This window comes from Planococcus sp. 107-1 (assembly GCF_021513255.1).
GTDB lineage: Bacteria > Bacillota > Bacilli > Bacillales_A > Planococcaceae > Planococcus.
Genome location: NZ_CP090977.1, coordinates 1,719,949 through 1,742,226 on the forward strand (window position 1 = coordinate 1,719,949; position 22,278 = coordinate 1,742,226).

Below are 22,278 nucleotides of genomic sequence, written 5' to 3' on the forward strand. Positions count from 1 at the left end.
CGCTACATGAACTGAAGAAAAATTCGGCTGCTCTTAACTTATTTGCTTCTATTAAAAGTATGGAACGAACAAGATTTAATGTGATCATCCACCATGCCAATCGCCTGCAAAAATGAATAGGTTGTTACTGGGCCTACAAACTTGAACCCTCGTTTTTTCAGTTCTTTGCTGAGGCGGATGGATAAAGGAGATTCAGCAGGCATCTGTGTGTCGTTCTCCCATTCATTGACTACTGGCTCAAAATCAACGAATTTCCACAAGAAGTCAGCCAAACTTCCAAATTCATTTTGGATTTCTAAAGCTGCTTTCGCATTGGTGCGAACCGATTGAAGCTTTGTTAAGTGCTTGATAACATTATGATTTTCTTTTATATTTTCCAAATCCGCATCGCTTAATCCAGCACAATAGCCGATATCGAAATGATGAAAAGCATCCTGGTAAGCTTCTCTTTTTCTTAAAACGATACTCCACGATAAGCCCGCCTGCGCTCCTTCTAACGTCAGCATTTCAAAAATATAGCGGTCATCTCGGCTCGGACGGCACCATTCTCTATCGTGGTAAGCTTGCATAAGTTCACTTGACTGTGGCCACAGGCATTGTTTCATAAAGCACCTTCCCCTTCCGGTAATGTATAAAGAGCTTACAAGTACGCTCAATCCCTTGAAAGCGTAATTCGATTTCGTCCTTCAGCTTTTGACCGGTAGAGCGCTTTATCAGCCAAACTAAAAAGCTTTTCCAAGGAGCTGGTTTGTGCAGGGAACTCTGCTATTCCGATAGAAACCGTAACTGCTTGGTGCGGAATCAAACGGGTTCCTTCTATTTTTAGCCGGATTTTTTCGGCTGTTTGATAAGCGGATGGACCGGTTTGTTCCGGAAGCAACAAGACGAATTCCTCGCCGCCATATCGGAAACAATGATCTTTATCCCCTAGCATAGCTTGTACGGTTTCAGCTAGTTTCTTTAAAGTTTCATCCCCGGTCTGATGTCCGAATGCATCATTGATGGATTTAAAATGATCAATATCCAGGACGAGCATCGAAAATTGCTGTTTGTCGCTTGCCCACTCGGCTAATACTTCTTCAAGTTTACGACGATTCGGAAGGCCTGTTAATGAGTCCGTGACAGCGGACTCTGTAAGTTGTTGATTATTGCGCTCGATAATCTCAAAGGCCATGACAGCGCTCTTGGTTAATAGGTCGGCTTCCCGGTTCCAATGGGGCTTCATCAAGCTTTCTTTTAAAGGCTGGGCGACTTTTTTGCCCTCCGCTAATCCGTTGACCAAGTTCCCTAATTGGATGAAAGGAGCTGCTAATTTACGCGCAATAAAAATAGAAAATAAAAGCAGGATTAAAAATGGAATTAATACAAACTTCAGCGTTTGCCGCAATTGTTCAAACAGCAAGTCCTGAACAAATGAATAAGGAGTTTGCTGCACAATCCCCCATTTTGCTTCGGATACATAGCTGTATGCTGCAAGCATTTTTAATCCACTTGTGTTCGTAATTAACTCCATGCCATTATTTCCTAGCGTCAGTTGGCGAACTACCGGATTTTCATAAACACCTTTCCCAATCTGATTGGTGTCCGGATGAAACAGCAGCGTCCCTTTCGGACCAACTACAAAGTAATACGAACCATTTTCTTCAACTGCATCATTCCCAAGAAGCTGATTTAGAACGTTCTGTTCTTGCAGAAAAATGGTGCCGCCAATCACGCCTTTATAAGTTCCGTCTTTCGCATAGATAGGGTGGCTCATTAGAACGATTAAACGATCGGATAATCCTGTATAAGGAAGACTCAAACCAGGTTTCTGGGCATCCAATGCTTCTTTTGCAGCGCCGTCTTCTATTTTTTTCCCTTTTAATCCAATACTGCCCGGGCTGATCGCGCGGATGGTGCCCGTTTCATCAATCCAAGAGAGCGAATTGAAATAGCCGCTGCTTACATGCAGTAGGTCTAATTGCGTTTGAAGTTCCGGTTCACTGATCCCCTCAGGATCCTCTAAAAATTCCGCAGTGGTTTCTAAGTTTTTATTCATTGAAAGAAATAAAGAGTCAGCTGAATGACTCATCTTTTCTGCCTTTGAATAGTTGAGGGCTAAATAAGTTTCCGTCAAAGACTGCTTGTTCGATTGATAATACGAGACTGTCAAAATTAACAATGTCAAAATGACGGAAGCGGAGACAAGAGAAGTCAACACTACGGCAAGGTTCACTTTCCGTCTCTTTCCTAACTTCTTCACGCAAATGCCTCCTTTCAAAAAAATAATCGGCATTTCTTCTATTATATAAGGTTCTGAAATAAATTGCGTAGTAAAATGGAAAATAATAGATGATTTTTGACACTCCAGTGCTAGTACGAAAAAGAATGTTGTGAAAACGCTCTTTTCTACCGTATTCTGTACTTATCCTGCAAAGATATAAAAAAAGATCATATAATTCAGAAGAAAAAATGCACGTTCGTATACCGCATGTTCGTAAAGACGCTTGTATCAATACAACTTTTATTTCCATTAACTTGATTCTTTTTCACCTTTCCCTTTAATTCTGTCCATCAAATACACTAAGCGAGACATGGGATAGCTAACAATTTAAGGAAACCTTTTCATTGATTTTCAAAGTTTAGTCGAGTATTTTCGCCATATTTACCGACGTACAACCCTAAAAGCAGGAATTATCGTTATTTTCGAGAAGATAACTATATATAAATTGCAGGATATTAAGCGAAAAGGAAGAGTAGCCATGACTCCATCCCAACCGATTGAACAGCTTCAAGCAAAAGAAATTAGATCCCGGCTGAAAGCAGATTGTTCTCAATGTTTCGGACTGTGCTGCACGGCTCTTAACCTGATTGCTTCAAACGATTTTGCCATTAATAAGCCTGCAGGAATGCCTTGCCCGAATTTACAACAGGACTTTCGATGTCAAATTCACAGCAAACTGCGCGAAAAAGGATTTAAAGGATGCACGGTTTTTGATTGTCTTGGCGCCGGCCAAATGATTGCACAGTCCACTTTCGGCGGAAACAGCTGGCAGACCCATCCAGAGAACGCCGAAAGAATGTTCCAGGCTTTTCCGGTCATGGAACAATTATTTGAAATGATTGCCTTTATCGCTGAAGCATTGTCTTATAAAAGCAGCGCTGCGCTGCAGCAGGAACTCACAGATCAATTGGATTTACTGCAAAGATTGGCGAAGCTGAGTGCAGATGAATTGCTGAACTTGGATTTGGTTGCTTATCGCCATCCGGTCAAAGAGCTATTAGTGAAAGCCAGCAAAGAAATTCGAAGCAAAATTGGCGATGGGAAACGAAAACTTGAACACCCAGGCGTTGATTGGATGGGCAAAAGATTGGTTGGCCAGGATTTGAGAGGCGCGAATCTAAGAGGGGCTTATTTGATTGCAGCTGACTTGGGAAAATCGGATTTGCGCGCAGTCGATTTCATCGGGGCAGATTTACGGGACGCTAATCTAAATGGAGCGAACCTATCAACCAGCCTGTTCTTGACTCAGATGCAAATTAACTCAGCAAAAGGAAATCAAGAAACGAAATTGCCTGATCATTTGGATCGTCCTTCGCACTGGAAAGACGAGCGATAAAATAAATTCTCGGTAAATAGTTAAAAGGAAGATCACTGCTTTCGAAAGCTAAATGATCTTCATTTTTATATTCAGCTAATGTTCACCTCACACCCATAAATGATTATAAGGTGCGTGTTTTTTCGCTGTCAATCAGCTTGAAACGGATGTTAAATGACCCGCCACCATCAATGTGTTTGTGGACTCCTGATAAATTGAGGAGTTCGTCCATATGAATCGGCTTTTTTTCATTCGCTTTCATCGTAATCTTATACGGTCCAGCTAAATTCATAAGCGATTCCATTCGCACGTCATCATCCATAAAACCTGAATCGATAAATTCTAATTCAAAGGATACGTCCTCATTGCTTCGATTATGCAATACCAAATCGCATTGACCCATCATTTTTTGGTCGATCACCTCAAAACTGCAGTGGCCGTTGTTATCGTATGAGACAGCTGTAATCCCTCTTGCAAAGGTTTCTTGATATGCCGTAATTAAAAGGTTCGGCAAAATTATATAAAGGATCATAACGATTAGGATGGTTCTTCCTTGGTATTTACTCAAGCTGATGAAAAGTAAAATAAAAGCGAGGATAAAGAGAATCGACCCCACAATTCCAAGCGGGATATATCCATCTTGATTTTGAATCGGAAAGGACATAAACATAAATTTCGGTTCTCGCATCACGTTATTCGGAAATGGAAAAAACAAATACATACAGATTCCAAGGATCACAAAAGAACTAAAGAATGCAACTTTGTTTTTAATCCATTCAACTCTTTCTTCCATGCGAGCACCTCTTCCTTTTCTAATTATACGGATATCTTGCAGCAAAGTTTCGCAGAGAGGCGGAAAGTCATCTTGGATAGAAATAATTGTCCAAAATGTAAATTGGCAAATGGGTTTAAGTTTGGAGCTGAAATTTTTTCCATCCTATTCAAGTTTCTGAAATAAGATTATAACTATTTATTTGAAGCGGTTTGTGAAACGGCGAATCTTTACTTCTTATAAAATACACCGCTTAATGAGTAAAGTTTACTTTAGTTAAACGGAGGTATTAAGTACGTATACTACGAGTGACGATACGAGAGAGGATGAGCGCATTGAAAACGAAGAAATTAGGCCAAAGCGATTTAGAAGTATCAGCGATTGGATTGGGGTTGATGGGCATGTCCCCGATTTACGGACAAGTGAATGACGAAGAATCGATAAAGACCATCCACCGTGCTTTGGAATTTGGGGTTACGCTGCTTGATACAGCGGATGTCTATGGCAACGGACATAATGAAGAGTTGTTGGCTAAAGCTTTAAAAGGCCGCCGCGATCAAGCGGTTATCGCCAGCAAGTTTGCATTCGGACCCAATTTTCAAGGCATCAATGGCCATCCGGACTATGTTAAGGAATCCATCGATAAAAGCTTAAAACGGCTAGACCTCGATTATCTCGACTTGTATTATCAGCACCGGGTAGATCCTGATGTTCCTATCGAAGAAACTGTAGGGGCGATGGCGGATTTGGTGCAGGCCGGAAAAGTGCGGGCGATCGGTTTGTCAGAAGCGACTCCTGACCAAATTCGCCGGGCCCATGCGACGCACCCGATTACCGCTTTGCAAACTGAATATTCGCTTTGGAGCCGGGACGTTGAAGCGGAGGTTTTGCCGACCGTTAACGAACTCGGAATTAGTTTTGTAGCTTACAGCCCGTTAAGCCGAGGATTTTTATCCGGAGAACTGCGCAAATTTGAAGATTTGGATGAAAATGATGGGCGCAGAAATCTCCCCCGTTTCCAGCCGGAAAACTTTTCTATAAATCTAGAGTTAGTGGATAAAGTTAAAGAGATGGCTTCGGAGAAGAATTGTACGCCTTCCCAACTGGCCATTGCTTGGACGATTGCCAATGGAGCTATACCGATTCCCGGAACGAAGCGCATCAAATACTTGGAAGAAAACGTTGCATCTCTCCAAGTTGAATTGACAGATGAAGATTTACAGCGCATTGATGCGCTTATGCCAAAGAACGCAGCGCTTGGAAGCCGCTATTAATTAATAAAAAAATAAAAAACTTAACCCTATTACTAAGAGCCCTTGATGGAAAAGAAGATGATATACTCTATAAAAACTCCGGCTTGGAGAGATTCAGAAGTATAGGAGCAAAATTTCTAAAAAACAGGACGGATTTCATTTTACTGAAATCCGTCCTGTTTTTTTAAAAATATCCTATTGGCTGACTAATTTACTTATTTATTTTCTATTTTCTTATCCAAATTACGATCTATATACTCTTTTCCCCATTCATACATCGAGTCAAGTATAGGGATAAGGGTTCTTCCTTGTTCAGTAAGAGAATATTCCACTTTAGGCGGAACCACAGGATAAACTTCCCGGTGGACAATCAAGTGATCTTCAAGTTCACGCAACTGATTAACAAGCATGCGTTGTGTGATCCCAGGCATAAGGTTTTTTAATTCCCCAAAACGTTTAGTTCCTTCTTTACCTAAATGCCATAGCACTAACATTTTCCACTTTCCTCCAATAATCGAAAGCGTCAGCTCTTTTTCACAATTAAAAACTTTCTCTCCTAAATTGGGCATGCGCTTCCTTCCTTCCTTCCTTGCTAGTTCCTCATCGTATACTTTTTGCTGGTACTAGATGAAAAATCATGTACTGTAAATAATGCAGCTTATCAATTGTACTTGAAATTGTAGGGTTAGTAAATTTTCCTGCAACGGAATAATCTTTTTGCTTTTCTACTTACATGACTCTAATTAAACTGGCATTTTTCCTTCTTTGTCCCTCTTAACACGCGCTGGCTCTAAAATGAATCTTTCTAACACATGAAGAACCCCTTCCTCATTGTTCGTAAAGGTAGTGTAATCAGCTTTTTCTTTCACTTCCTTTACGGCATTTCCCATTGCTATTCCTAGACCAGCCGCATCAATGAGTTCGAGGTCATTGTAGTTGTCGCCAATGCCTATTATCTCTGAAGGATCTATATCCAGTTGTTTTGCTAAGTGTAGTAGGGCACTGCCTTTGTTGGCCTCTGGGTGGGTGACTTCCAGGTAGTTTTTCTTTGATTTTGCGATGTGGGCATACTTGCTGTATAAAGTCTGCAATTCTTGCTGCAGCTGATCGAGGACGTCGGGGTCTTCGATAAACAGTAATTTTGTAATCCCTTTAGACGCTAATTTCTTAAGATCCGGTTCAATCGTATAAGGAACTTTAACTGCTTGAGAATAAGCGATTAGCTTTTCATTTTCTTCGGCACTAAAGAGAATGTCATCTTGATATACTTGTAGATGTATTTTTTTCTCAAGAGCAATTTCGATTAGCTTTGTGTAACCTCAGGAGGAACAGTGCGCTCATACATTACTTCTCTTCCGTTTACATCCTTGATTAGTGCACCCTGATACGTAATGAGCGGTACATTTATATTCAATTGCCGGGCAATGAGACTCGCTGAAGCAAACATGCGCCCCGTAGCAATTGTCACGACTATTCCCTCCGCAACCACTTTTTGAATGGCAGCCACTGTATCTTGTGGAATCACTAAGTCATCTGTGAGCAGTGTTCCATCAAGATCGATCGCAATCAATTTATACATAGACTCTCTCCCTGCAATTATGTTTTATCCTTCATGGCAACAGAAATACTCTTTCATCATTTTGCTGCCCTTCGGCTAAAGAAAACAAGCCCGAGTCCGCATAAATCTCAGACTCGGGTTTGTTCGTCGAACTATTCCAAATTGGCATGCCTGCCATACATGACATCAGCTTTGAGCCCTTTTTTATCCATGAATCTCAAAATCAATGCATCGTAAAACAAGAGAAGCGATTGTTCAAATAATGAGCCCATCGGTTGAATCGATTTACCCGTGGCGCCTTCCCCTTTTGCTTGTGCAGGAATTTCAATTCGAATATCCGCTAGTTTCCCTATTGTGGAATCAGGATGGATGGTAACAGCCACTATAGTCGCGCCGATATCTTTTGCTTTCTTCGTCATGGCTGCGAGGCTTTGGGTCTCGCCAGAACCAGAACCAACGATAAAGAGATCATCCGGCTCCAAATTAGGTGTTACTGTTTCTCCAACGACATAGGCATCCAGGCCAGAGTGCATCATGCGCATTACAAATGCTTTAGCCATAAAGCCGGACCGGCCACCACCTGCAACAAAGATTTTTTTCGCATGCATGAGGCCATCCACTGCCTTTTCGGCTTCATCATCATCAATGAGCGAAGTGGTCCGCTTCAATTCAGTCAGGATTTCGTCGGTATAGGCTGTTATGTTCATGTTACGCCGTTACGCTTTCTTTCATCAGCTTTTGAATTTTTTCAGCTTCTGCACTCTTGTTTTCTTTGCTAGTGATTCCCCCACCGACAATAATCAAGTCAGGTTGTGCTTTAATCACTTCCGGCAATGTCTCGAGTTTGATGCCTCCAGCGATTGCTGTTTTAGCATTTTTCACTACGCTTTTGATTGTACGGAGATCTTCGAACGAATCTTTCCCTTCTGCTTGCAAATCGTAGCCTGTGTGGACACAGATATAATCCGCACCAAGTTGATCAAGTTCTGCTGCACGTGTTTTGATGTCTTTAACAACAATCATGTCTACCAGGATTTTTTTTCCTTGTTTCTTCGCTTCTTCAACTGCGCCTTTGATGGACGAGTCTTCTGCTTGAGCAAGAATTGTAATAATGTCTGCCCCTGCTGCTGAAGCATTTGATACTTCATACGCTGCAGCATCCATAATTTTCACATCTGCAAGAACTTCTAAGTTAGGGAAAGCGGCTTTCATTTCTGCAACAGCTGCAAGCCCTTCTTTATTGATTACGGGCGTTCCAATTTCAACAATATCGATAAACGCTTCTACTTCTTTAACCACTTCGATTGCTTGTGGAATATTTACTAAATCTAATGCTAATTGTAATTTCATATATCTGTCTCCCCGTTTTTTGTATTTCGATGCAAACTTAGTGTATGTTACACAAGCATCCTTGTGAAGTACGCACTTTAACAACACATACTGACAAAAAGTATACTGTGAGGATAAATATAAGCTGAAGTTCTTATTTAATCTGCATGCGAAGAATAGGAAAAAATCAGAAAGTATTTTCTTAATTGAAGAAGAGGCATATATGTATTTTCTAGCGGTTAAAAGCTTCCATTCTCTTTTTTACATCATTTTCTCTTACGTCTATTTATTTGCAGGTTTGGAGTTATGAAGCTTGATTGGTAAGTGGGATTCTTTATCATAATCCAGAGTTCAATCTAAAAAACTTGGATTCATGTGAACTTTTTGCATACCGATGCCATAACTTCAACCAAACTTTATGAGTCATTTTTTATGTCCACCGATCAATTGGGTTCGGGCAATTGCGGTACCAGCTTCGGTTTTTGAAACCGCCCGAAAAATAGCCGCATAGCCATAGCGGTTCCGGATCTCGTCCATGGCCGCAGCCAATTTTCTACGTTCCCATTTCCGCTCTTCAAACAGGCTCAGCTGCACAGAAGATTCATCCTCCAACTTGCTGATGGATAAATGAATCTGGCGAACAGGCAGGTTCTGATGGAATTCGTGGAACAAGTCCTGGCAGATCCGGTAAATTTTCATGGTGTCATTGGTCGCTTCATGGATCGTACGCGAACGAGAAAAGCCGCCGCCGTAAGCGGATTTGCTGTAGCCGATTCCAAGCTGGATGGTGCGCCCTGCCATTCCTGCTTCCCGGGTCCGTTTGCATACATCCTCGCACATCTCCAAAATAACTGTAAGAATATCTTCCGTCTCAATATAATCCCGATACAGGATCTGTCCTTTTCCGTAACTGATCTGTCCCTCAACAAGCGGCGCGCCGAGTTCCGAAAAGTCGATGCCATTGGCATGCTGGTACAATTGGTGGCCCATGATGCCGAATTTGGCTTCTAATAACTCGAGGTCCGTCTGTGCTAAATCACCGACCGAGAAAATCCCCATATGGTTAAGATTGGTTTCCATGCGGGAACCGATCCCCCACATTTTGCTGAGCGGCGTGACGGGCCATAATTTCTTCGGAACATCTTCCATTTCCCAGTGCACCACGCCCTTCTTTTTCGCCTCAAGGTCCAGGGCTAGTTTCGCCAGCAACATGTTCGGCCCGATGCCGATCGCGGAAGGCAATCCGAATTGCCGCTGAATGGCATCTTGGATATCCACCGCAATTTCCTCTGGGCTGTTCCACTGGCTCAAGATGCCCGTGAAGTCGATGAAACTTTCATCAACGCTGTAGACATGAATGTCCTCCTCCGCCACATAACGACCCAACAGCTCCGTAATTGCCATTGAGACTTTCAGGAAAAAATGCATTTTCGGTTCAATCAGTTGAATCCGCGGGTCGTCCGGTATTTCAAAAAGCCGGGTGCCGGTCTTCACGCCAAATTCCATTTTCATGCGCGGCGAAGCTGCCAAAACCACACTGCCTTTTCGCTCCTGATTTCCCACCACCGCAATACAGGCCTGCATCGGATCTTGCCCCATCTCTACAGCCAGGCAGCTCGCATAGAAACTGCGCATATCGATGCAGGCAATCACCCGTTTTCTTCCTGAGTAACCTGTCATTTGATTCACCCCTAAAAGAACACTTGTTCTTATTCTATACCACAGATTTCAAGTGAACAATCCTTCCGGGCAAATAAATTTTGGCTGCAAGGCGCAAAACGTATACAAATAAAAACGCCATGAGAGTTCTTAAGCTGTTAAAAGCTCTCATGACGTTGGATCCGATTCAATTTTTCGTTAGACAAGTTGTTTAAAAAGCTGCCGCTCTTTAGAAGTATGCAGCAGCCTGCGGAGTTTCTTGCTGGAAGTTAAATAGATCTTTAGCTCTTCCTCTTCTATCATCCAATCAGCCTCAAAAGGAGATTCCCTAATAAGCTGCTCGAACCAGTATTTCTTCTGAAGCTGATTTAAGTTAAATTCCACTTTTTGATTTTTTGAAAGAAAACCATATTTCATTTTTCCAATCAGTGCTTTCAGTAGATCCCAAAGACTTTCTCCAGCAAGCTCTAACATCATTCTACTCCATCCTTTAAGTGAATATTTCGGCTCCCTCTAACTTCTAATTCTATTTTATAAGCTTCTTGCAAAGACCGGAATCGCTCCTCATATTTCTTCATTTTTACTGAATCTTTGTTTGAGTTTAAGAACGGCTTCCGTTTTCCAACCACCATAAGATCTAAACCATCCGGAAGAGCAACTCGCACAAAAGGGGAAAACTTGTCACAAGTGGTATTCGGAAGCGCAACCGACAGCTTTGCAAATTCCTCTGTAGAAAATTGGTTGGATATCGCTAATTCTTTTAATCCCTTCAGTTCTGAAAGCGGCTGTAGAGACTCGTCCGCTACCTTAATATTGGATAAGCCAAGATAGGTCAACTGCTTTAACTCCTTCAGCGGCTGAAGCGTTTCAAGCAGCAACGGATGCGTATGATCCACCTCCAATTCGAGCAGTTGAATGTTTGGGGCTTGGGCGAGTGAAGTGATGTCCCGCAGCTTAGAAAACCCTTTGATCGTGAGCGCTGTGAGGTTCAGGTTTTTGGAAAGATCCCATAACTGCATTGCTTTTGGATTCCATTCCAGTCCTAAGACGTGCAAATTGGACAAATTCCCGAGCAGCGACAAATCTTCCACCCGCATCCCGTACATATACAGCATTTCAGGATTCACGCTGTTTAAAATCCGGGTAAATTCCTTTTGGCTAACAGAATGAATCCATAATTTAGTCAACTGGCGAAAAGAAGCAAGCAAGTCCAATCCTTTGGTTTTTCCGTGGATAAAAAGTTCTGTTGCATGGGGATCTGTGTTTCGGAGGTCTTCAACCAACTCTGGCTGAATAGCGGTCCGAAATAAGTATTGGGGGCTGTTATTTGCATAATTTATCTGGAACATTCCACCTTCTCCTTTTTTCTTTGCTGCTTCCTCGTCACGCTTTCCACCTGTTCACGATTACACTGGACAGCACAAACGAAACAACCGCAAGAACTGGAAGCACAACAATGAGCGAGATGAGCTGCGTTTGCACAGTAAACGGCAGATAAGCGTTTTCGATCCAGCCATATATGTTGAGGAATAAAAGAAACAAACCAAAAGCGATTATACAATAAATTGCTTTCGATAAAATATTTTTCAAGGGAACCTCCTTTTAAATTTGAAGTATAGCAAGAGAATCCAGCTCAAGTTACGTTCTTTCGCGCGATTTCTTCAAATCTCTAATTAATTGAAATACACGTACCAAGACAAATAAATCAGTCCCATCATCAACAAGGCCATCACAAGTGCGGCTCCCCTAAAAACAATCAGCTGAACCGGTGGCGAAAATAATTTGTTGCTTCCCCATAAAACAAAAGCAAAAAACAGTCCGATAATCGCAAACGGTCCATCGCTGTATGAAAAAGCGTCATCAAACCCCCGCTCTTCATTTTCTTGATACGGCTTCACTCCTGCATAGAAGCTGACGAGCCCAAAGTACCCAAACAATGCAGTCGCAAGCAAAGGTATCCATATTTCCATAGGTTTCTCCATTCTCCTGGTCGCTTATAGCAATGTTTCATGTACCCACGTCACTTTTCAAACAGTTCTTTTTTCTCGTCTGTCGTAAGGCCCGTAAAAAACACTTTATGAACTCTCAGTTGCCTTGTATTCGATAACGGTATTTCTAGCCAAGTCGCTGCCATTGGCGTATGTTCGGGTTGCGCGTTTACTTTTTCTAAAAACTGTTCATATTCTTTTATCACTTCATCATTCAAACTTACAGGGTCCATATTTCTGCTTTCATAATCCTTTGCAGCCAGTTCTAGTGCCGTGATAGGCTCTGACAATTTTTTAACTACGCCAATCTCGCAGGGCATGCGCTGGTCATCCAATGAGACGAAGTAATAATGGTCTCTTGGAAGGCGGAACAATCCCTTCTTCGCATCCTTTTTACTCGCAAGATAGAGCCAGCTTCCTTTACTGCCGTGGCAATTAAGCTCAGGTTCATCAATAGCCAGCAGCATTTTCTCAAACTTCTTCAATATATCCCCCTTTTTTATCGGTACTTCAATCTCCCAGCGCGATTACTTTTTTGCTATTATCGAGCGCATTCAAACAAAGCACTTTTAATTCTTTAGCGAATGCATTGATTCCCCTTACCCGTTCATTTACCTCCCACTGTCTCTCAGTATGGACGTCATATTCTTGAAGCAGTTCCTCACAAATGAGGACCAGTTCCTCCACCTCTCTAGCTGAAAACACCCGGTCCTTATATTGGTCAAGATTTAAAAGAAGGCCGAAGCTTTTTGCTGGATAACCCTCCTTTTCCAACAAATAAGCTTGAAGTTCTTCTTCAAATTTCACATGTTTTTCAGAATGAAAAACTTCACCACGAGTATTGGCAACATAAAAATCAAGCCCAACGCCGCTTAACATGCAAATTCCTCCCTATAAAAACATATCTATATTCGTTCATTGATAGATTAAATCCCAACTGCTAGATTTCATTCTCTCAATGAATCCGGTCGCGCTGCCTTCTCTCCATTGTGTCTGGCAGCTTGTAGATTCCAAGTTCCTTATCGGTGCACCGAATGTGAAGCTTTTTCAAATAAGGCAGAATGTTTTTTGTAAATAATCAAAGTGATAAGCGAAAGGCAAAAGAAACCAATGGCGAACAAGGTATTCCTTACTAGATTTTCGGTATTATTGGTGTATACATTGTGAATTATACGTATAAGAGAGCCTCCTAGGAATAACGTATATAAAACGGGGACATATATTACAGGTCTCTCCAGATCTACATTTTGCTTTTTCTGAAACATCGTACATCCCTTTCATTTTAGAAGCATGAGATCATGCTATTCACTTAATTAACGGTAACGTGCAGTTTCCTCCGCATTCCGCCATTATTCCTCATCCCTTAATACGCCATACCGCTGCCTTTCACCCATCCAGGGACTGGCGTCACGCCAGTAAACTTCTTGTGCAGAAATCCAGCTAACCGAATGACGAATCGGCTGATCGATTTGCCAATCTTCGTCTTGTGCCCAATAAAATTGTCCGTCGAATGCCATTAACTTGGCGCTATAAATAACCGAATCACTATTTTTTGATGAAGGACAAATATGAAAATTCGTGACGCCTTTAAAGAGCAATTCGACTGCGGATGGCGCTAGGGCTTGTCGTTGAAATAAAATCCGTGCGCAAGTGTCTAAATCAGTCGACATACTCATAGCGAGATCCTCATCCACAAACGTCTCGGTCCACATGTAAAGCTCTTTCAAGCAGCTGTCATGAAAACCGCCGAAAAGTTCCATAAAATCTGCGATCGCTGTAGAATCGTCGATTTGATGCCAGGTCATTTAGTGCCTCCTTCTTTTAAAACGAAATTCGAAAACGATTGGTCTCCTCACTTCTCATTATGGCAGAGTTCTTCCGCAATCTTTTGGATCCGGTCGAGGGTCATGCCATTTCTTTGCTCCATCGCCAGCGGGTGATCCGTTGGCTCGAGTTCAATGAACGGAATCATTCCAACTGAACGCGTATGGACCATCGTCTTTAGTTCCAACGTTTCTGGATAACACGGAATGGAAGTGGACAGCCACCCAAACATGGAGCTCAGTTGTTGTTCCCGCCCTTCTGTTTCCCAATATTCCAGTGTCTGATCAAAATTAGCTTCACTTAGCGAAACCCAGACGTTCCAGATAAACGGATGGTCTCCGCCCGTTACCGGAATTTCTATCGCTCCTCGTATGAAGAAGTATTCCTCATCCACATTGCATAAATCATCATTCGCCTCAATCCGGCTTTCCCGCTCTTCTTCAGGAATGTCCAGACAATAATCAGGCAGTGGGCTCCCGTAGCTCATTGGCAGCGCTGCATGATATTCACCGCAAGTTTTACAGAAATATCCTTGGTCGATTCTGCTCATTCTTATCTTCTCCTCACACCTAATTTCAAGTGTCTAAATGTCATAAAAATACTAGACTGGCCGTTCTTTCAAGTATATTAAGTACGGATAAAGATAGCTAGCTAAATTTGGGAAATAAAAAAGATGATTTTAGAAACTAGTAAAGCAACTGAAACAGCGTGCCAATACACTTTCGGATTAATAATTGCTTTTACACAGTTTTAAAACAAATCGGTACTCACCTTATTTTTATAGAGATCCACTTTAGTGGCACTAAAGTGGAGTTTCCTTAACACTCCATTGATCTGCAGGTGAATCGTGATGGCTACTGGAAAATCGAGCTGCTTGATCTTGTCTTCAATCGCATAGTAGTCTGCGCGTTCTTTGTCATAAAGAACGATGGAACTGATGAATGCTTCCTGTCCTTCAATATCCAGGCTGCACATGAGCGGAGACAATTCTTTGTCGTTTATCGTAGCTTCGCCCAGGACAATTGAGCCGTTTAAGACTGCTGTGAAATTAGTGGTTTCAGCTGGCTGGACCCAAGTTTCGTCCTGCTCTTCCTCGCCTTCTGAACCGATTGCCCAGTCCCAAATGGGAAATTGTTTCAAATCTTCTATAGTCAATTCGTCGACGGGTTTGCTTTTTTTCCTCATCATTGTTTCATCCTCCTTTAGAAAAAATTAAAACCCTTAATAACGAGTTGAATCTTCGATATAACATTTTCCGTTCATTATATATCATGGTTTTCATAAGCATTTGTTATTGGTTTATGCGCAGAATCAACCGAAAAGAAGACAGCAAAACCAAGCAGACGCGCAATTGAATTTTGTACTTTGATTTTCAGGATTAATAAATACCGGCTGAAGATAAAACAGCAATACTCCAAGTGATAAGCACAAAAGAAGCCGTAAGCCAGAACGTATTTATCGATGTCTTTTCATTTGCCTTCACCTTTTTAATAATGGTCACCAAGTTTAGGCAAAAATAATACTTAATGCAGGAACAAGAACCCAAGCTATGTACATAAAAAGAATTATCAAATCATTGCCTACATTTAATTGTCTCATTTACAAGATGAAAACTCGACTTAATAATAACATTAATTTCCATTTTGCCATACACAATTAATAAAGTAGAATAAGTTAACCCTTTACTTTTCTTCCTGCCTTTCAGTTGATCACCACTAAAAATTCGTATCTCACGGAATAAATGAAAGCTATACAAACAAGCAGATCCTTTGTAATATAAAGAAAACGTTTTCATGAAAAGGAGAATGCCGGTTGTCTAAAACTGCGCTCTTAATCGTTGATGCTCAAAATGAGATGTTAGATGCTGCCAACCCTGTCGATCAAAGCGAGAAACTGCTCGAAAATCTGCAGTCCCTTCTTCAAAAAGCACGGTCAGCTAAGGTTCCGGTCATTTATGTGCAGCATAACGATGCCGGGCTCGTAAAAGGCACGGATTTCTGGCAAATCCATTCCTCCCTCACGCCGGAAGAAGGCGACGTCGTCATCCAGAAGTGGGCTGCGGATTCCTTCCAAGAAACTGAGCTGTTGGAAACTTTGAAAAATGAAGGCATACAGAAACTCGTAATAGGCGGAAACCAGACCGAACATTGCATTGCTGCGACGACTCGCCGTGCGAGCGATTTGGGGTTTGATGTAGTTCTTGTGAAAGATGCCCATGGTACGTGGGATTCTGACGACTTCACCTCCAAGCAAATCATCAACCATCAAAATGAATTATTGAGCCATTTCGCCACTTTACAAGGAACAAACGAAATCACGTTCGAACAATAGCTGCCTGTCAAAAAAGTTGCCATTATTAAGGAGGATTTTAGTTGTTTAAATATGTAATTTTCGATGTGGATGGAACGATTTTGGATACGGAACGGGCCATTTTAAAATCACTGGACCAAGTTTTGCGAGAAGAAGTCCATGCGTATCCGATAGAAGAATTACGTTTTGCGCTGGGCATCCCCGGACAAGAAACCTTAAGAAAACTGAAAGTGAACGATATGGAGCGTTCCCATTCAAAATGGTCGCAAGCCGTATTGGAATTTTCGCATGAAGTAGAGGTCTTTGAAGGCTTGCGAGAAGTGATACAGTCATTGCCGGTAATCCCGGTTCGAACAGGAATTGTCACGTCAAAAACAAAGCAGCAATTGGCAGATGAATTCGAACCGTTTGGGTTAACTTCTAATTTTGAACAGATCGTCTGCGCAGATGACACACAAAATCATAAGCCGCATCCGGATCCGTTATTGCTTTGTTTAGCGAAATTGAACGCGCCTCCAAACGAAGCTCTATACATTGGCGATTCGGTCTATGACATGCAATGCGCTAAGGAGGCAGGCGTGAAATTCGCGCTTGCGCTATGGGGTGCGAAGCGGCGAAAAGGATTTGAATCCGCTGACTACGTATTGTCGGAACCAAAAGATATGTTGCAATTACTTAACGAGTGATTATCCTAAAAGGAGGAATGGAACGATGTCGAGAATCGAAAATTCCAAATGGAAACTTAGCACGGCCGGCTTTACAGCGTTTATTTTAGGCTCAATCTTCTACTTGATAACAGGGCCTAATCTGCCAGGAATACTCGGTTTTTTTATCTCTGCCATCATTCTGTTCCTTCTAAATGCCGGTTATGTTTTTTACATGAAAATAAAAGCGAAGAAAGCCAAAGAGGCGTAAGTCCAATCGCCTAATACTTTTCTTAGCTTTTTTGGAAGCTTGCTTTACCATTCGCGCCATTCTTCGGTAACGTCCTCTTCCGTCTCCAACCCGGCTTCCTGTGCTTTTTCCATAAGGAACTCCTGCAGCTCTTCCCCGCTCCATCGTCTCTATGAAGTAATCGTATTGATCATTTAAGGCATTTAAACGGAGCACTGTTTTTTCTACTTGTTTTAAGATTTGCTTTTCAGAAGGATCGTGAAGACGTAAAAGCTTCTTTTGATAATCTTCGAGCACGTCTGCAACGGCCGCCAGATTTTCTTCCGTAAATAAGTCATCTTCGTCTTCCTCCATCCGTATTCTCCATGCATCCGTAGGCAAAAGCTGGGCTGCCGAAGCAGCTTCTCCTGCCTCATTCCGCTTAGGTTTCTCGATAAACGTCGGTGGATATCCATCTTTTAGCCGATGGGAATAATGCTTTTTATTTGTAAAATACGCGTAGTCCAAATTGATGCATGGTGAAACATCGCCGTCGAGGACCGTCGTATCCCAAAATTGCATGCTTTTCAAGTGAGGTAGTTGCTTAATGAACCCGATGGATGGTATGGTTCCGCAGTTATTGAGGTCCAATTGTTCGAGCGACTGGACTTTTCCAATCGGCGATAAGTTTTGAATGTTTTTTACACCTTCCATTGAAAGTGATACTAAATTGCCCGAAAGTTCCTGGATCGCTTCGATGTCTTTTAAGCTTCTCATTCCATATAACTCCAAGTACTGCAACTGGGTTAACCCCTGAATGCCGTCTAAAGATGTAATATTGGAAGTAATGAGCTCTAATTTCTCAAGTGCTTCCAGGCTTCTAAATTCCTCTAGATTTTTCCCTTTCGGCTTATAGCTCCAAATCTTCATGCTTTTCAAATGATGGAGACTGCCAATCGCTTTGGCTTTAGGCGGCAACGTACCATATATCTTTTCCAACGAAGAAAGCTGGCTAAAATCAACAGAAGAGACCGGCATAAGATCACCGATTGACAGAACTTTTAAAGCCTCCAATTCATAGAGGCCGCTTAAATCGCTCACATTCAGTCCGTATAATTCTACTGATTCAATGCTTGGGCAATCGCTGAGAAATTCAATTTGAGACGCTTGATAGTATTCGGAAATCTCTACATTTTTAATTTGATTTGTTTGGATATACTGAATCGATTCCGGTACATTGTATTTGCCAATTCGTACCGTAATTCCATTCTCGTCTTTTTGTAAGCGAAGTTTGCTATTTTCCATAAGCCCTCCTATGCCGCCTTTTATGCTTAACGGCAAAACTCTTATATTAAATATACTGAGAGCTAAAATTATATGCTTGATAATCCTTGAAATCCAATATTTAGGAAAAATTAATAATAACAATCGATTCCTTCTCCATTTCCGAAAAAATACTAATCCAATTCTTGCACAAAAGGTAAATTTGCCCTTTGGGCAATTTCGTGTTATAACTTTAACGTATCTTGAATGAGGTGAAGAAATGGCAGAAAGCAATTTGCGCGATAAAAAGAAGATCGCGACGCGAAAAGCATTGGCCGAAGCTGCCTTTGCGCTCGCTGTCGAGCGCGGAGTGGATGGTTTCGTGGTGGAAGACATTGTAACGAAGGCCGGTTATTCACGGCGGACATTCGCCAATTACTTTTCATGCAAGGAAGAAGCGATTGCGAATTCCTTAGGTCTGGATGATTATTTCCAACCGGAGGATCAATTTGAATTTTCTCCGAAAGATCACACCCCTTTAGGTACCATTGAAATTTTCATCCGACGCAGTTTTACCATCAATAAACTGAAACGGCTGAACCAGCTTATTTCCCTTTCACGCACGCACCCGGCGCTTCGGTTGTATGTAACCGGAGCCTTAAAGGAAATGCAGGATTTTGCAGCACGCGGCATCAGCGAAGAATATGGCAGTGATTATCCGGAGGAATATTACCCTATTCTGATAGGTGCTGTGTTTGGCGCACTCCTACCGGTTCTCGATGAAAGCTTCGATGTGAATTTGCCGGAAGATGAAGAACAAAACGAAACAAGTAATGAGTTCAATCAGTATATGGATACTGTCTTCACTCATTTACGAAAAGGATTCAACTGAACGACTAAAACCAAGCAGAGAACGGAGTTTCACACATGTCGAGATTTTTTTACAGCATCGGAAAAACAGCATACAGCAAGCCCTGGCTTTTCATTGCCGGCTGGCTGCTCATTTTAGGCATTATTATTACCGCCATCGTCACGAATGGCGTAAGCACAAGCAGTGAGACAAGAATTGATGGAACCGCAGCCCAAGATGTGTTGGATGAGCTTGCAGAAGAATACCCGGCAGCATCCGGCGGCCAAGGAAGCTATCTTTTTGAAGTCGCTGAAGGGCAAACCATTGATGACCCTGCGAACGCGCAAGCTCTTGCCATGGCCGTAAACGAGATTTATGGATTGAAGCACGTCGTAAATCCAATGGAAATGCTGCAGGATCCTGAAGCAATGGCGCAGATGCAGGAACTGCAGGGCATGATGAGCCAGCTGCAGACACCTGAAGTTGTGCACCGTCCTTTAGTTATTCAAGACATGCCGGTTCCCGGTGTCCAAATTTCTGAAGATGGCACTGTCGCATTATTCCAGTTTCAACTCACCAAAACAGCAGAAGATCTGAGTGAAGGTGAACGCGAAGAACTCGCGGATGCAGCAGAAATCGCAGCAGAAGGATCTTCCATCAACGTCATTCCGACAGGCACGCTCCAAGGAGTCGATATTCCGATTGGCGGCACGCATGAAATCATCGGTCTGGCGATTGCCGGAATCATCCTGGTTGTCACTCTCGGTTCCCTCATCGCCGCTGGTTTGCCGCTAGTAGTCGCTTTAATCGGCGTTGGCGTAGGTGTTGGCGGAACATTCGCTTTGTCGAATCTGTTCGAGATCAACAGCCTGACACCGGTACTTGCCCTCATGATCGGATTAGCCGTCGGAATCGACTATGCGCTATTCATCGTTAATCGCCAGCGCAATCTGATCATATCAAAAAAACTTTCAGCAAAAGAAGCGGCAGCACGGGCAACTGGTACAGCCGGCAGCGCGGTCTTCTTTGCCGGCCTGACGGTCATCATCGCGCTTAGCGGTTTACTGGTCATCGGAATCGGATTCCTGAGCAGCATGGCACTTGTCGCTGCGTTGACTGTTTTAATCGATGTACTCGTCGCACTGACACTCCTCCCGGCATTGCTTGGGTTGATCGGTGAGCGAATCGTTTCGAATAAAACAAGAAACAAACAGCAGACAGCTTCAGTTTCCAAACCAAGCTTTGCCCAAGGATGGATTACGGGCCTTCTGAAAGCCAAATGGGTCGCGGTGTTACTTGTCATTGCGATTCTTGGGACGCTTGCCATTCCGGTTGCACAGATGAATCTGGGCATGCCATCTGGTGCAAGCTCCAATAAAGATACACCTACGAGACAAAGTTACGATATTATTTCTGAAAGTTTTGGTGAGGGCTTTAACGGACCGCTCTTAGTCGTTGCAAAAGATAAAGACGCGGCGGCAGTCGATCCACAGGAATACTTCCAGCTGCTGTCCAATATTTCACAGCAAGACGGCATAGCAGAAGTCTCTCCAGGCGGATTTAATGAAGATGGAACTATTGCGATCATCTCCATCATTCCAAAAAACGGACCGACGGATGAAGCGACAAAAGAGTTAGTAGAAAACCTGCGTACAGATGCAGCAACTACCGAAAACACGAACGCTGAAATTGGCGTGACCGGAATGACCGCAATCAATATCGACATTTCGGAGAAATTGGCCGAAGTGTTCCCGATCTACATTGTGATTATCGTCGTCCTATCTCTATTGATACTGCTCGTCGTATTCCGCTCAATCCTGATTCCGATCAAAGCGACTGCTGGCTTCCTTTTGAGCATCATGGCAACATTCGGTGCAACAACTGCTGTATTCCAATGGGGCTGGCTCGGTTCCCTATTCGGAATTGACACAGGAGGTCCATTGCTCAGCTTTATCCCGATTATGGTGACCGGTATCTTGTACGGCCTTGCCATGGATTACCAAGTATTCCTTGTCTCTTCCATGCGTGAAGCCTATATCCATGGGGAAAAAGGCAACCACGCCATTGTGAACGGCTATAAGACTGCAAGTAAAGTCGTCGTCGCTGCCGCGTTGATTATGGTTTCGGTTTTCTCCGGCTTTATCTTTACGGACGATATCATGATCAAGCAAATCGGCTTCGCTTTAGCATTCGGTATTCTTGTAGACGCCTTCTTGATTCGGATGATTTTCGTGCCGACCGTCATGTCGATGTTCGGCGACAAAATCTGGTGGCTGCCGAAATGGCTCGATAAGCTTCTGCCAGACTTGGATATCGAAGGAGAAAAACTGCTCCAGGAATTAGAAAAAGAAGAAAAAGTGAAAGTAAAAAATACAGAAGAAAATCCTGTATAACGAATCTCCAAGCTGCCAGGAAACTCCCGGCAGCTTTTTTCTTATCAAGATTTCTGTACATTTATTTTTCTAACTCTTATTAAGAAAATAATCCAATAGAAAAATATGTTTTATTATCAAAAAAGAAAGGAGCTGCACATTCCTTTTATTCGTATGCACGATTCATTAAAACGATGCGCCAACCATCAGGATCTTCAATCGTAATCCCTTTTTCTTTCCAATAATTATTTTCAGGTGCGACTGCCTCAAAGCCCATGTTTCGCAAACGCTCGTAAATAGCGTATATTTCATCCTTATTGGTTATGTAAAAAACTAGTAAATTATCTTTAGAAGGGCGGGACATGAACTTCCCTCTTCATGACGAGTGAATTCTAAATGATAATCGGCATTAGGCAAGCCAATAATCACGCCATCATAACCTTGATGCTTTTCGAACCTTCCTATTTCTTCAAGCCCTAAACCATTTACATAGAAATCTATAATCTCTTCGAATTTATCCGTAGGCCTAGCAATTCTAATTTGAGTCGCTGTAAATTCTTTAAACTTCATGCGTGAACCTTCTTTCCAACAGTTTTCCATCATAAAACTGTATATTTGAAGATAGTTATTGATAAAAAATTTATCTTTT

Annotated in this window: 25 protein-coding genes and 2 pseudogenes; 7 read left to right on the forward strand and 20 right to left on the reverse strand. The window is 42.4% G+C overall.

The annotated features are described in order from the left end of the window. Nucleotides 1-38: 38 nt before the first annotated feature. Complete coding sequence (locus L0M13_RS09065; RefSeq protein WP_235199194.1) at nucleotides 39-605, reverse strand: DNA-3-methyladenine glycosylase I; 567 nt, start codon at nucleotides 603-605, stop codon at nucleotides 39-41. A 47-nt stretch (nucleotides 606-652) separates the two neighbouring features. Continuing rightward, entirely contained in the window at nucleotides 653-2,242 is a 1,590-nt protein-coding gene (locus tag L0M13_RS09070; RefSeq protein ID WP_235199195.1) for a sensor domain-containing diguanylate cyclase, read from the reverse strand. 499 nt (nucleotides 2,243-2,741) lie between these two features. On the opposite strand from L0M13_RS09070, the gene L0M13_RS09075 reads away from it, so the two are divergent. Then, nucleotides 2,742-3,599, forward strand: a complete 858-nt coding sequence (locus L0M13_RS09075; RefSeq protein ID WP_235199196.1) for a pentapeptide repeat-containing protein — start codon at nucleotides 2,742-2,744, stop codon at nucleotides 3,597-3,599. A gap of 103 nt (nucleotides 3,600-3,702) precedes the next feature. Here the strand turns inward: L0M13_RS09075 and L0M13_RS09080 are convergent, their stop codons facing one another. Beyond that, nucleotides 3,703-4,371: a hypothetical protein gene (locus L0M13_RS09080; RefSeq protein WP_235199197.1), complete on the reverse strand. Its 669-nt coding sequence runs from the start codon at nucleotides 4,369-4,371 to the stop codon at nucleotides 3,703-3,705. A gap of 314 nt (nucleotides 4,372-4,685) precedes the next feature. Between L0M13_RS09080 and L0M13_RS09085 the strand changes: the two genes are divergently transcribed. Continuing rightward, nucleotides 4,686-5,624, forward strand: a complete 939-nt coding sequence (locus tag L0M13_RS09085) for an aldo/keto reductase (protein WP_235199198.1) — start codon at nucleotides 4,686-4,688, stop codon at nucleotides 5,622-5,624. A 194-nt stretch (nucleotides 5,625-5,818) separates the two neighbouring features. On the opposite strand, the gene L0M13_RS09090 is transcribed toward L0M13_RS09085, so the two are convergent. From L0M13_RS09090 to L0M13_RS09155, 15 genes are all read right to left on the reverse strand, one after another. Next, the gene (locus L0M13_RS09090) at nucleotides 5,819-6,172 is read right to left on the reverse strand and encodes a transcriptional activator HxlR (RefSeq protein ID WP_235199199.1); all 354 of its coding nucleotides are present in this window, start codon (nucleotides 6,170-6,172) and stop codon (nucleotides 5,819-5,821) included. A gap of 174 nt (nucleotides 6,173-6,346) precedes the next feature. After that, entirely contained in the window at nucleotides 6,347-6,907 is a 561-nt protein-coding gene (locus L0M13_RS09095) for an HAD-IIB family hydrolase (RefSeq protein WP_311195666.1), read from the reverse strand. Then, entirely contained in the window at nucleotides 6,907-7,182 is a 276-nt protein-coding gene (locus tag L0M13_RS18550) for an HAD family hydrolase (protein ID WP_311195654.1), read from the reverse strand. The genes L0M13_RS09095 and L0M13_RS18550 overlap by 1 nt, the downstream gene beginning before the upstream one ends. A 131-nt stretch (nucleotides 7,183-7,313) precedes the next feature. Continuing rightward, nucleotides 7,314-7,868, reverse strand: coding sequence for a 6-phospho-3-hexuloisomerase (gene hxlB, locus L0M13_RS09100; protein WP_235199200.1), 555 nt, complete (start codon nucleotides 7,866-7,868; stop codon nucleotides 7,314-7,316). A gap of 1 nt (nucleotide 7,869) precedes the next feature. Beyond that, the gene (gene hxlA / locus L0M13_RS09105; RefSeq protein ID WP_235199201.1) at nucleotides 7,870-8,511 is read right to left on the reverse strand and encodes a 3-hexulose-6-phosphate synthase; all 642 of its coding nucleotides are present in this window, start codon (nucleotides 8,509-8,511) and stop codon (nucleotides 7,870-7,872) included. Between the two features lie 402 nt (nucleotides 8,512-8,913). Beyond that, nucleotides 8,914-10,170, reverse strand: a complete 1,257-nt coding sequence (locus L0M13_RS09110) for a Y-family DNA polymerase (protein ID WP_235199202.1) — start codon at nucleotides 10,168-10,170, stop codon at nucleotides 8,914-8,916. 177 nt (nucleotides 10,171-10,347) lie between these two features. Beyond that, entirely contained in the window at nucleotides 10,348-10,626 is a 279-nt protein-coding gene (locus L0M13_RS09115; protein WP_235199203.1) for a hypothetical protein, read from the reverse strand. Beyond that, a complete protein-coding gene (locus tag L0M13_RS09120) occupies nucleotides 10,623-11,498 on the reverse strand; it encodes a leucine-rich repeat domain-containing protein (RefSeq protein WP_235199204.1) in 876 nt (291 codons plus the stop codon). Before L0M13_RS09120 ends, L0M13_RS09115 begins: the two co-directional genes overlap by 4 nt. A gap of 34 nt (nucleotides 11,499-11,532) precedes the next feature. Next, nucleotides 11,533-11,739: a hypothetical protein gene (locus L0M13_RS09125; RefSeq protein ID WP_235199205.1), complete on the reverse strand. Its 207-nt coding sequence runs from the start codon at nucleotides 11,737-11,739 to the stop codon at nucleotides 11,533-11,535. Between the two features lie 83 nt (nucleotides 11,740-11,822). Beyond that, nucleotides 11,823-12,119, reverse strand: coding sequence for a hypothetical protein (locus tag L0M13_RS09130; protein ID WP_235199206.1), 297 nt, complete (start codon nucleotides 12,117-12,119; stop codon nucleotides 11,823-11,825). Between the two features lie 50 nt (nucleotides 12,120-12,169). Continuing rightward, on the reverse strand, nucleotides 12,170-12,622 hold the full coding sequence (locus tag L0M13_RS09135) for a hypothetical protein (RefSeq protein WP_235199207.1): 453 nt from the start codon (nucleotides 12,620-12,622) through the stop codon (nucleotides 12,170-12,172). 25 nt (nucleotides 12,623-12,647) lie between these two features. Then, nucleotides 12,648-13,016: a hypothetical protein gene (locus L0M13_RS09140; RefSeq protein WP_235199208.1), complete on the reverse strand. Its 369-nt coding sequence runs from the start codon at nucleotides 13,014-13,016 to the stop codon at nucleotides 12,648-12,650. Nucleotides 13,017-13,486: 470 nt separating this feature from the next. Further along, a complete protein-coding gene (locus tag L0M13_RS09145; RefSeq protein WP_235199209.1) occupies nucleotides 13,487-13,942 on the reverse strand; it encodes a hypothetical protein in 456 nt (151 codons plus the stop codon). A 47-nt stretch (nucleotides 13,943-13,989) separates the two neighbouring features. Continuing rightward, on the reverse strand, nucleotides 13,990-14,511 hold the full coding sequence (locus tag L0M13_RS09150; RefSeq protein ID WP_235199210.1) for a DUF2199 domain-containing protein: 522 nt from the start codon (nucleotides 14,509-14,511) through the stop codon (nucleotides 13,990-13,992). A 200-nt stretch (nucleotides 14,512-14,711) separates the two neighbouring features. Continuing rightward, nucleotides 14,712-15,149 carry a hypothetical protein gene (locus L0M13_RS09155; RefSeq protein ID WP_235199211.1) on the reverse strand — a complete coding sequence of 146 codons (438 nt, stop codon included), beginning with the start codon at nucleotides 15,147-15,149 and terminating at the stop codon, nucleotides 14,712-14,714. A 624-nt stretch (nucleotides 15,150-15,773) separates the two neighbouring features. Here L0M13_RS09155 and L0M13_RS09160 point away from each other — a divergent pair. Genes L0M13_RS09160 through L0M13_RS18555 form a run of 3 tightly spaced genes read left to right on the forward strand, consistent with a single transcriptional unit; the run spans nucleotide 15,774 to nucleotide 17,186 of the window. Beyond that, nucleotides 15,774-16,292 carry a cysteine hydrolase family protein gene (locus L0M13_RS09160; protein ID WP_235199212.1) on the forward strand — a complete coding sequence of 173 codons (519 nt, stop codon included), beginning with the start codon at nucleotides 15,774-15,776 and terminating at the stop codon, nucleotides 16,290-16,292. A 41-nt stretch (nucleotides 16,293-16,333) separates the two neighbouring features. Further along, on the forward strand, nucleotides 16,334-16,957 hold the full coding sequence (locus L0M13_RS09165; protein WP_235199213.1) for an HAD family hydrolase: 624 nt from the start codon (nucleotides 16,334-16,336) through the stop codon (nucleotides 16,955-16,957). A 25-nt stretch (nucleotides 16,958-16,982) separates the two neighbouring features. Then, nucleotides 16,983-17,186, forward strand: a complete 204-nt coding sequence (locus L0M13_RS18555; protein ID WP_311195655.1) for a hypothetical protein — start codon at nucleotides 16,983-16,985, stop codon at nucleotides 17,184-17,186. 44 nt (nucleotides 17,187-17,230) lie between these two features. Here the strand turns inward: L0M13_RS18555 and L0M13_RS18560 are convergent. Further along, nucleotides 17,231-17,519, reverse strand: a pseudogene (locus L0M13_RS18560) (hypothetical protein). Nucleotides 17,520-18,687: 1,168 nt separating this feature from the next. On the opposite strand from L0M13_RS18560, the gene L0M13_RS09175 reads away from it, so the two are divergent. Both L0M13_RS09175 and L0M13_RS09180 read left to right on the forward strand, forming a co-directional pair. After that, nucleotides 18,688-19,299, forward strand: a complete 612-nt coding sequence (locus L0M13_RS09175; protein ID WP_235199215.1) for a TetR/AcrR family transcriptional regulator — start codon at nucleotides 18,688-18,690, stop codon at nucleotides 19,297-19,299. Between the two features lie 35 nt (nucleotides 19,300-19,334). Further along, entirely contained in the window at nucleotides 19,335-21,650 is a 2,316-nt protein-coding gene (locus L0M13_RS09180) for an MMPL family transporter (RefSeq protein ID WP_235199216.1), read from the forward strand. A gap of 145 nt (nucleotides 21,651-21,795) precedes the next feature. Here L0M13_RS09180 and L0M13_RS09185 read toward each other — a convergent pair. Then, nucleotides 21,796-22,199: pseudogene (locus L0M13_RS09185) on the reverse strand (VOC family protein). Nucleotides 22,200-22,278: the final 79 nt, after the last annotated feature.

What these genes read in the sequence shown, in the direction of transcription:
- L0M13_RS09065 (WP_235199194.1), bottom strand. Translation starts at nt 605, where the DNA reads ATGAAACAATGCCTGTGGCCACAGTCAAGTGAACTTATGCAAGCTTAC.
- L0M13_RS09075 (WP_235199196.1), top strand. Translation starts at nt 2,742, where the DNA reads ATGACTCCATCCCAACCGATTGAACAGCTTCAAGCAAAAGAAATTAGA.
- L0M13_RS09080 (WP_235199197.1), bottom strand. Translation starts at nt 4,371, where the DNA reads ATGGAAGAAAGAGTTGAATGGATTAAAAACAAAGTTGCATTCTTTAGT.
- L0M13_RS09090 (WP_235199199.1), bottom strand. Translation starts at nt 6,172, where the DNA reads ATGCCCAATTTAGGAGAGAAAGTTTTTAATTGTGAAAAAGAGCTGACG.
- L0M13_RS18550 (WP_311195654.1), bottom strand. Translation starts at nt 7,182, where the DNA reads ATGTATAAATTGATTGCGATCGATCTTGATGGAACACTGCTCACAGAT.
- hxlB (WP_235199200.1), bottom strand. Translation starts at nt 7,868, where the DNA reads ATGAACATAACAGCCTATACCGACGAAATCCTGACTGAATTGAAGCGG.
- hxlA (WP_235199201.1), bottom strand. Translation starts at nt 8,511, where the DNA reads ATGAAATTACAATTAGCATTAGATTTAGTAAATATTCCACAAGCAATC.
- L0M13_RS09110 (WP_235199202.1), bottom strand. Translation starts at nt 10,170, where the DNA reads ATGACAGGTTACTCAGGAAGAAAACGGGTGATTGCCTGCATCGATATG.
- L0M13_RS09115 (WP_235199203.1), bottom strand. Translation starts at nt 10,626, where the DNA reads ATGATGTTAGAGCTTGCTGGAGAAAGTCTTTGGGATCTACTGAAAGCA.
- L0M13_RS09120 (WP_235199204.1), bottom strand. Translation starts at nt 11,498, where the DNA reads ATGTTCCAGATAAATTATGCAAATAACAGCCCCCAATACTTATTTCGG.
- L0M13_RS09130 (WP_235199206.1), bottom strand. Translation starts at nt 12,119, where the DNA reads ATGGAAATATGGATACCTTTGCTTGCGACTGCATTGTTTGGGTACTTT.
- L0M13_RS09140 (WP_235199208.1), bottom strand. Translation starts at nt 13,016, where the DNA reads ATGTTAAGCGGCGTTGGGCTTGATTTTTATGTTGCCAATACTCGTGGT.
- L0M13_RS09145 (WP_235199209.1), bottom strand. Translation starts at nt 13,942, where the DNA reads ATGACCTGGCATCAAATCGACGATTCTACAGCGATCGCAGATTTTATG.
- L0M13_RS09150 (WP_235199210.1), bottom strand. Translation starts at nt 14,511, where the DNA reads ATGAGCAGAATCGACCAAGGATATTTCTGTAAAACTTGCGGTGAATAT.
- L0M13_RS09155 (WP_235199211.1), bottom strand. Translation starts at nt 15,149, where the DNA reads ATGATGAGGAAAAAAAGCAAACCCGTCGACGAATTGACTATAGAAGAT.
- L0M13_RS18555 (WP_311195655.1), top strand. Translation starts at nt 16,983, where the DNA reads ATGTCGAGAATCGAAAATTCCAAATGGAAACTTAGCACGGCCGGCTTT.
- L0M13_RS09175 (WP_235199215.1), top strand. Translation starts at nt 18,688, where the DNA reads ATGGCAGAAAGCAATTTGCGCGATAAAAAGAAGATCGCGACGCGAAAA.
- L0M13_RS09180 (WP_235199216.1), top strand. Translation starts at nt 19,335, where the DNA reads ATGTCGAGATTTTTTTACAGCATCGGAAAAACAGCATACAGCAAGCCC.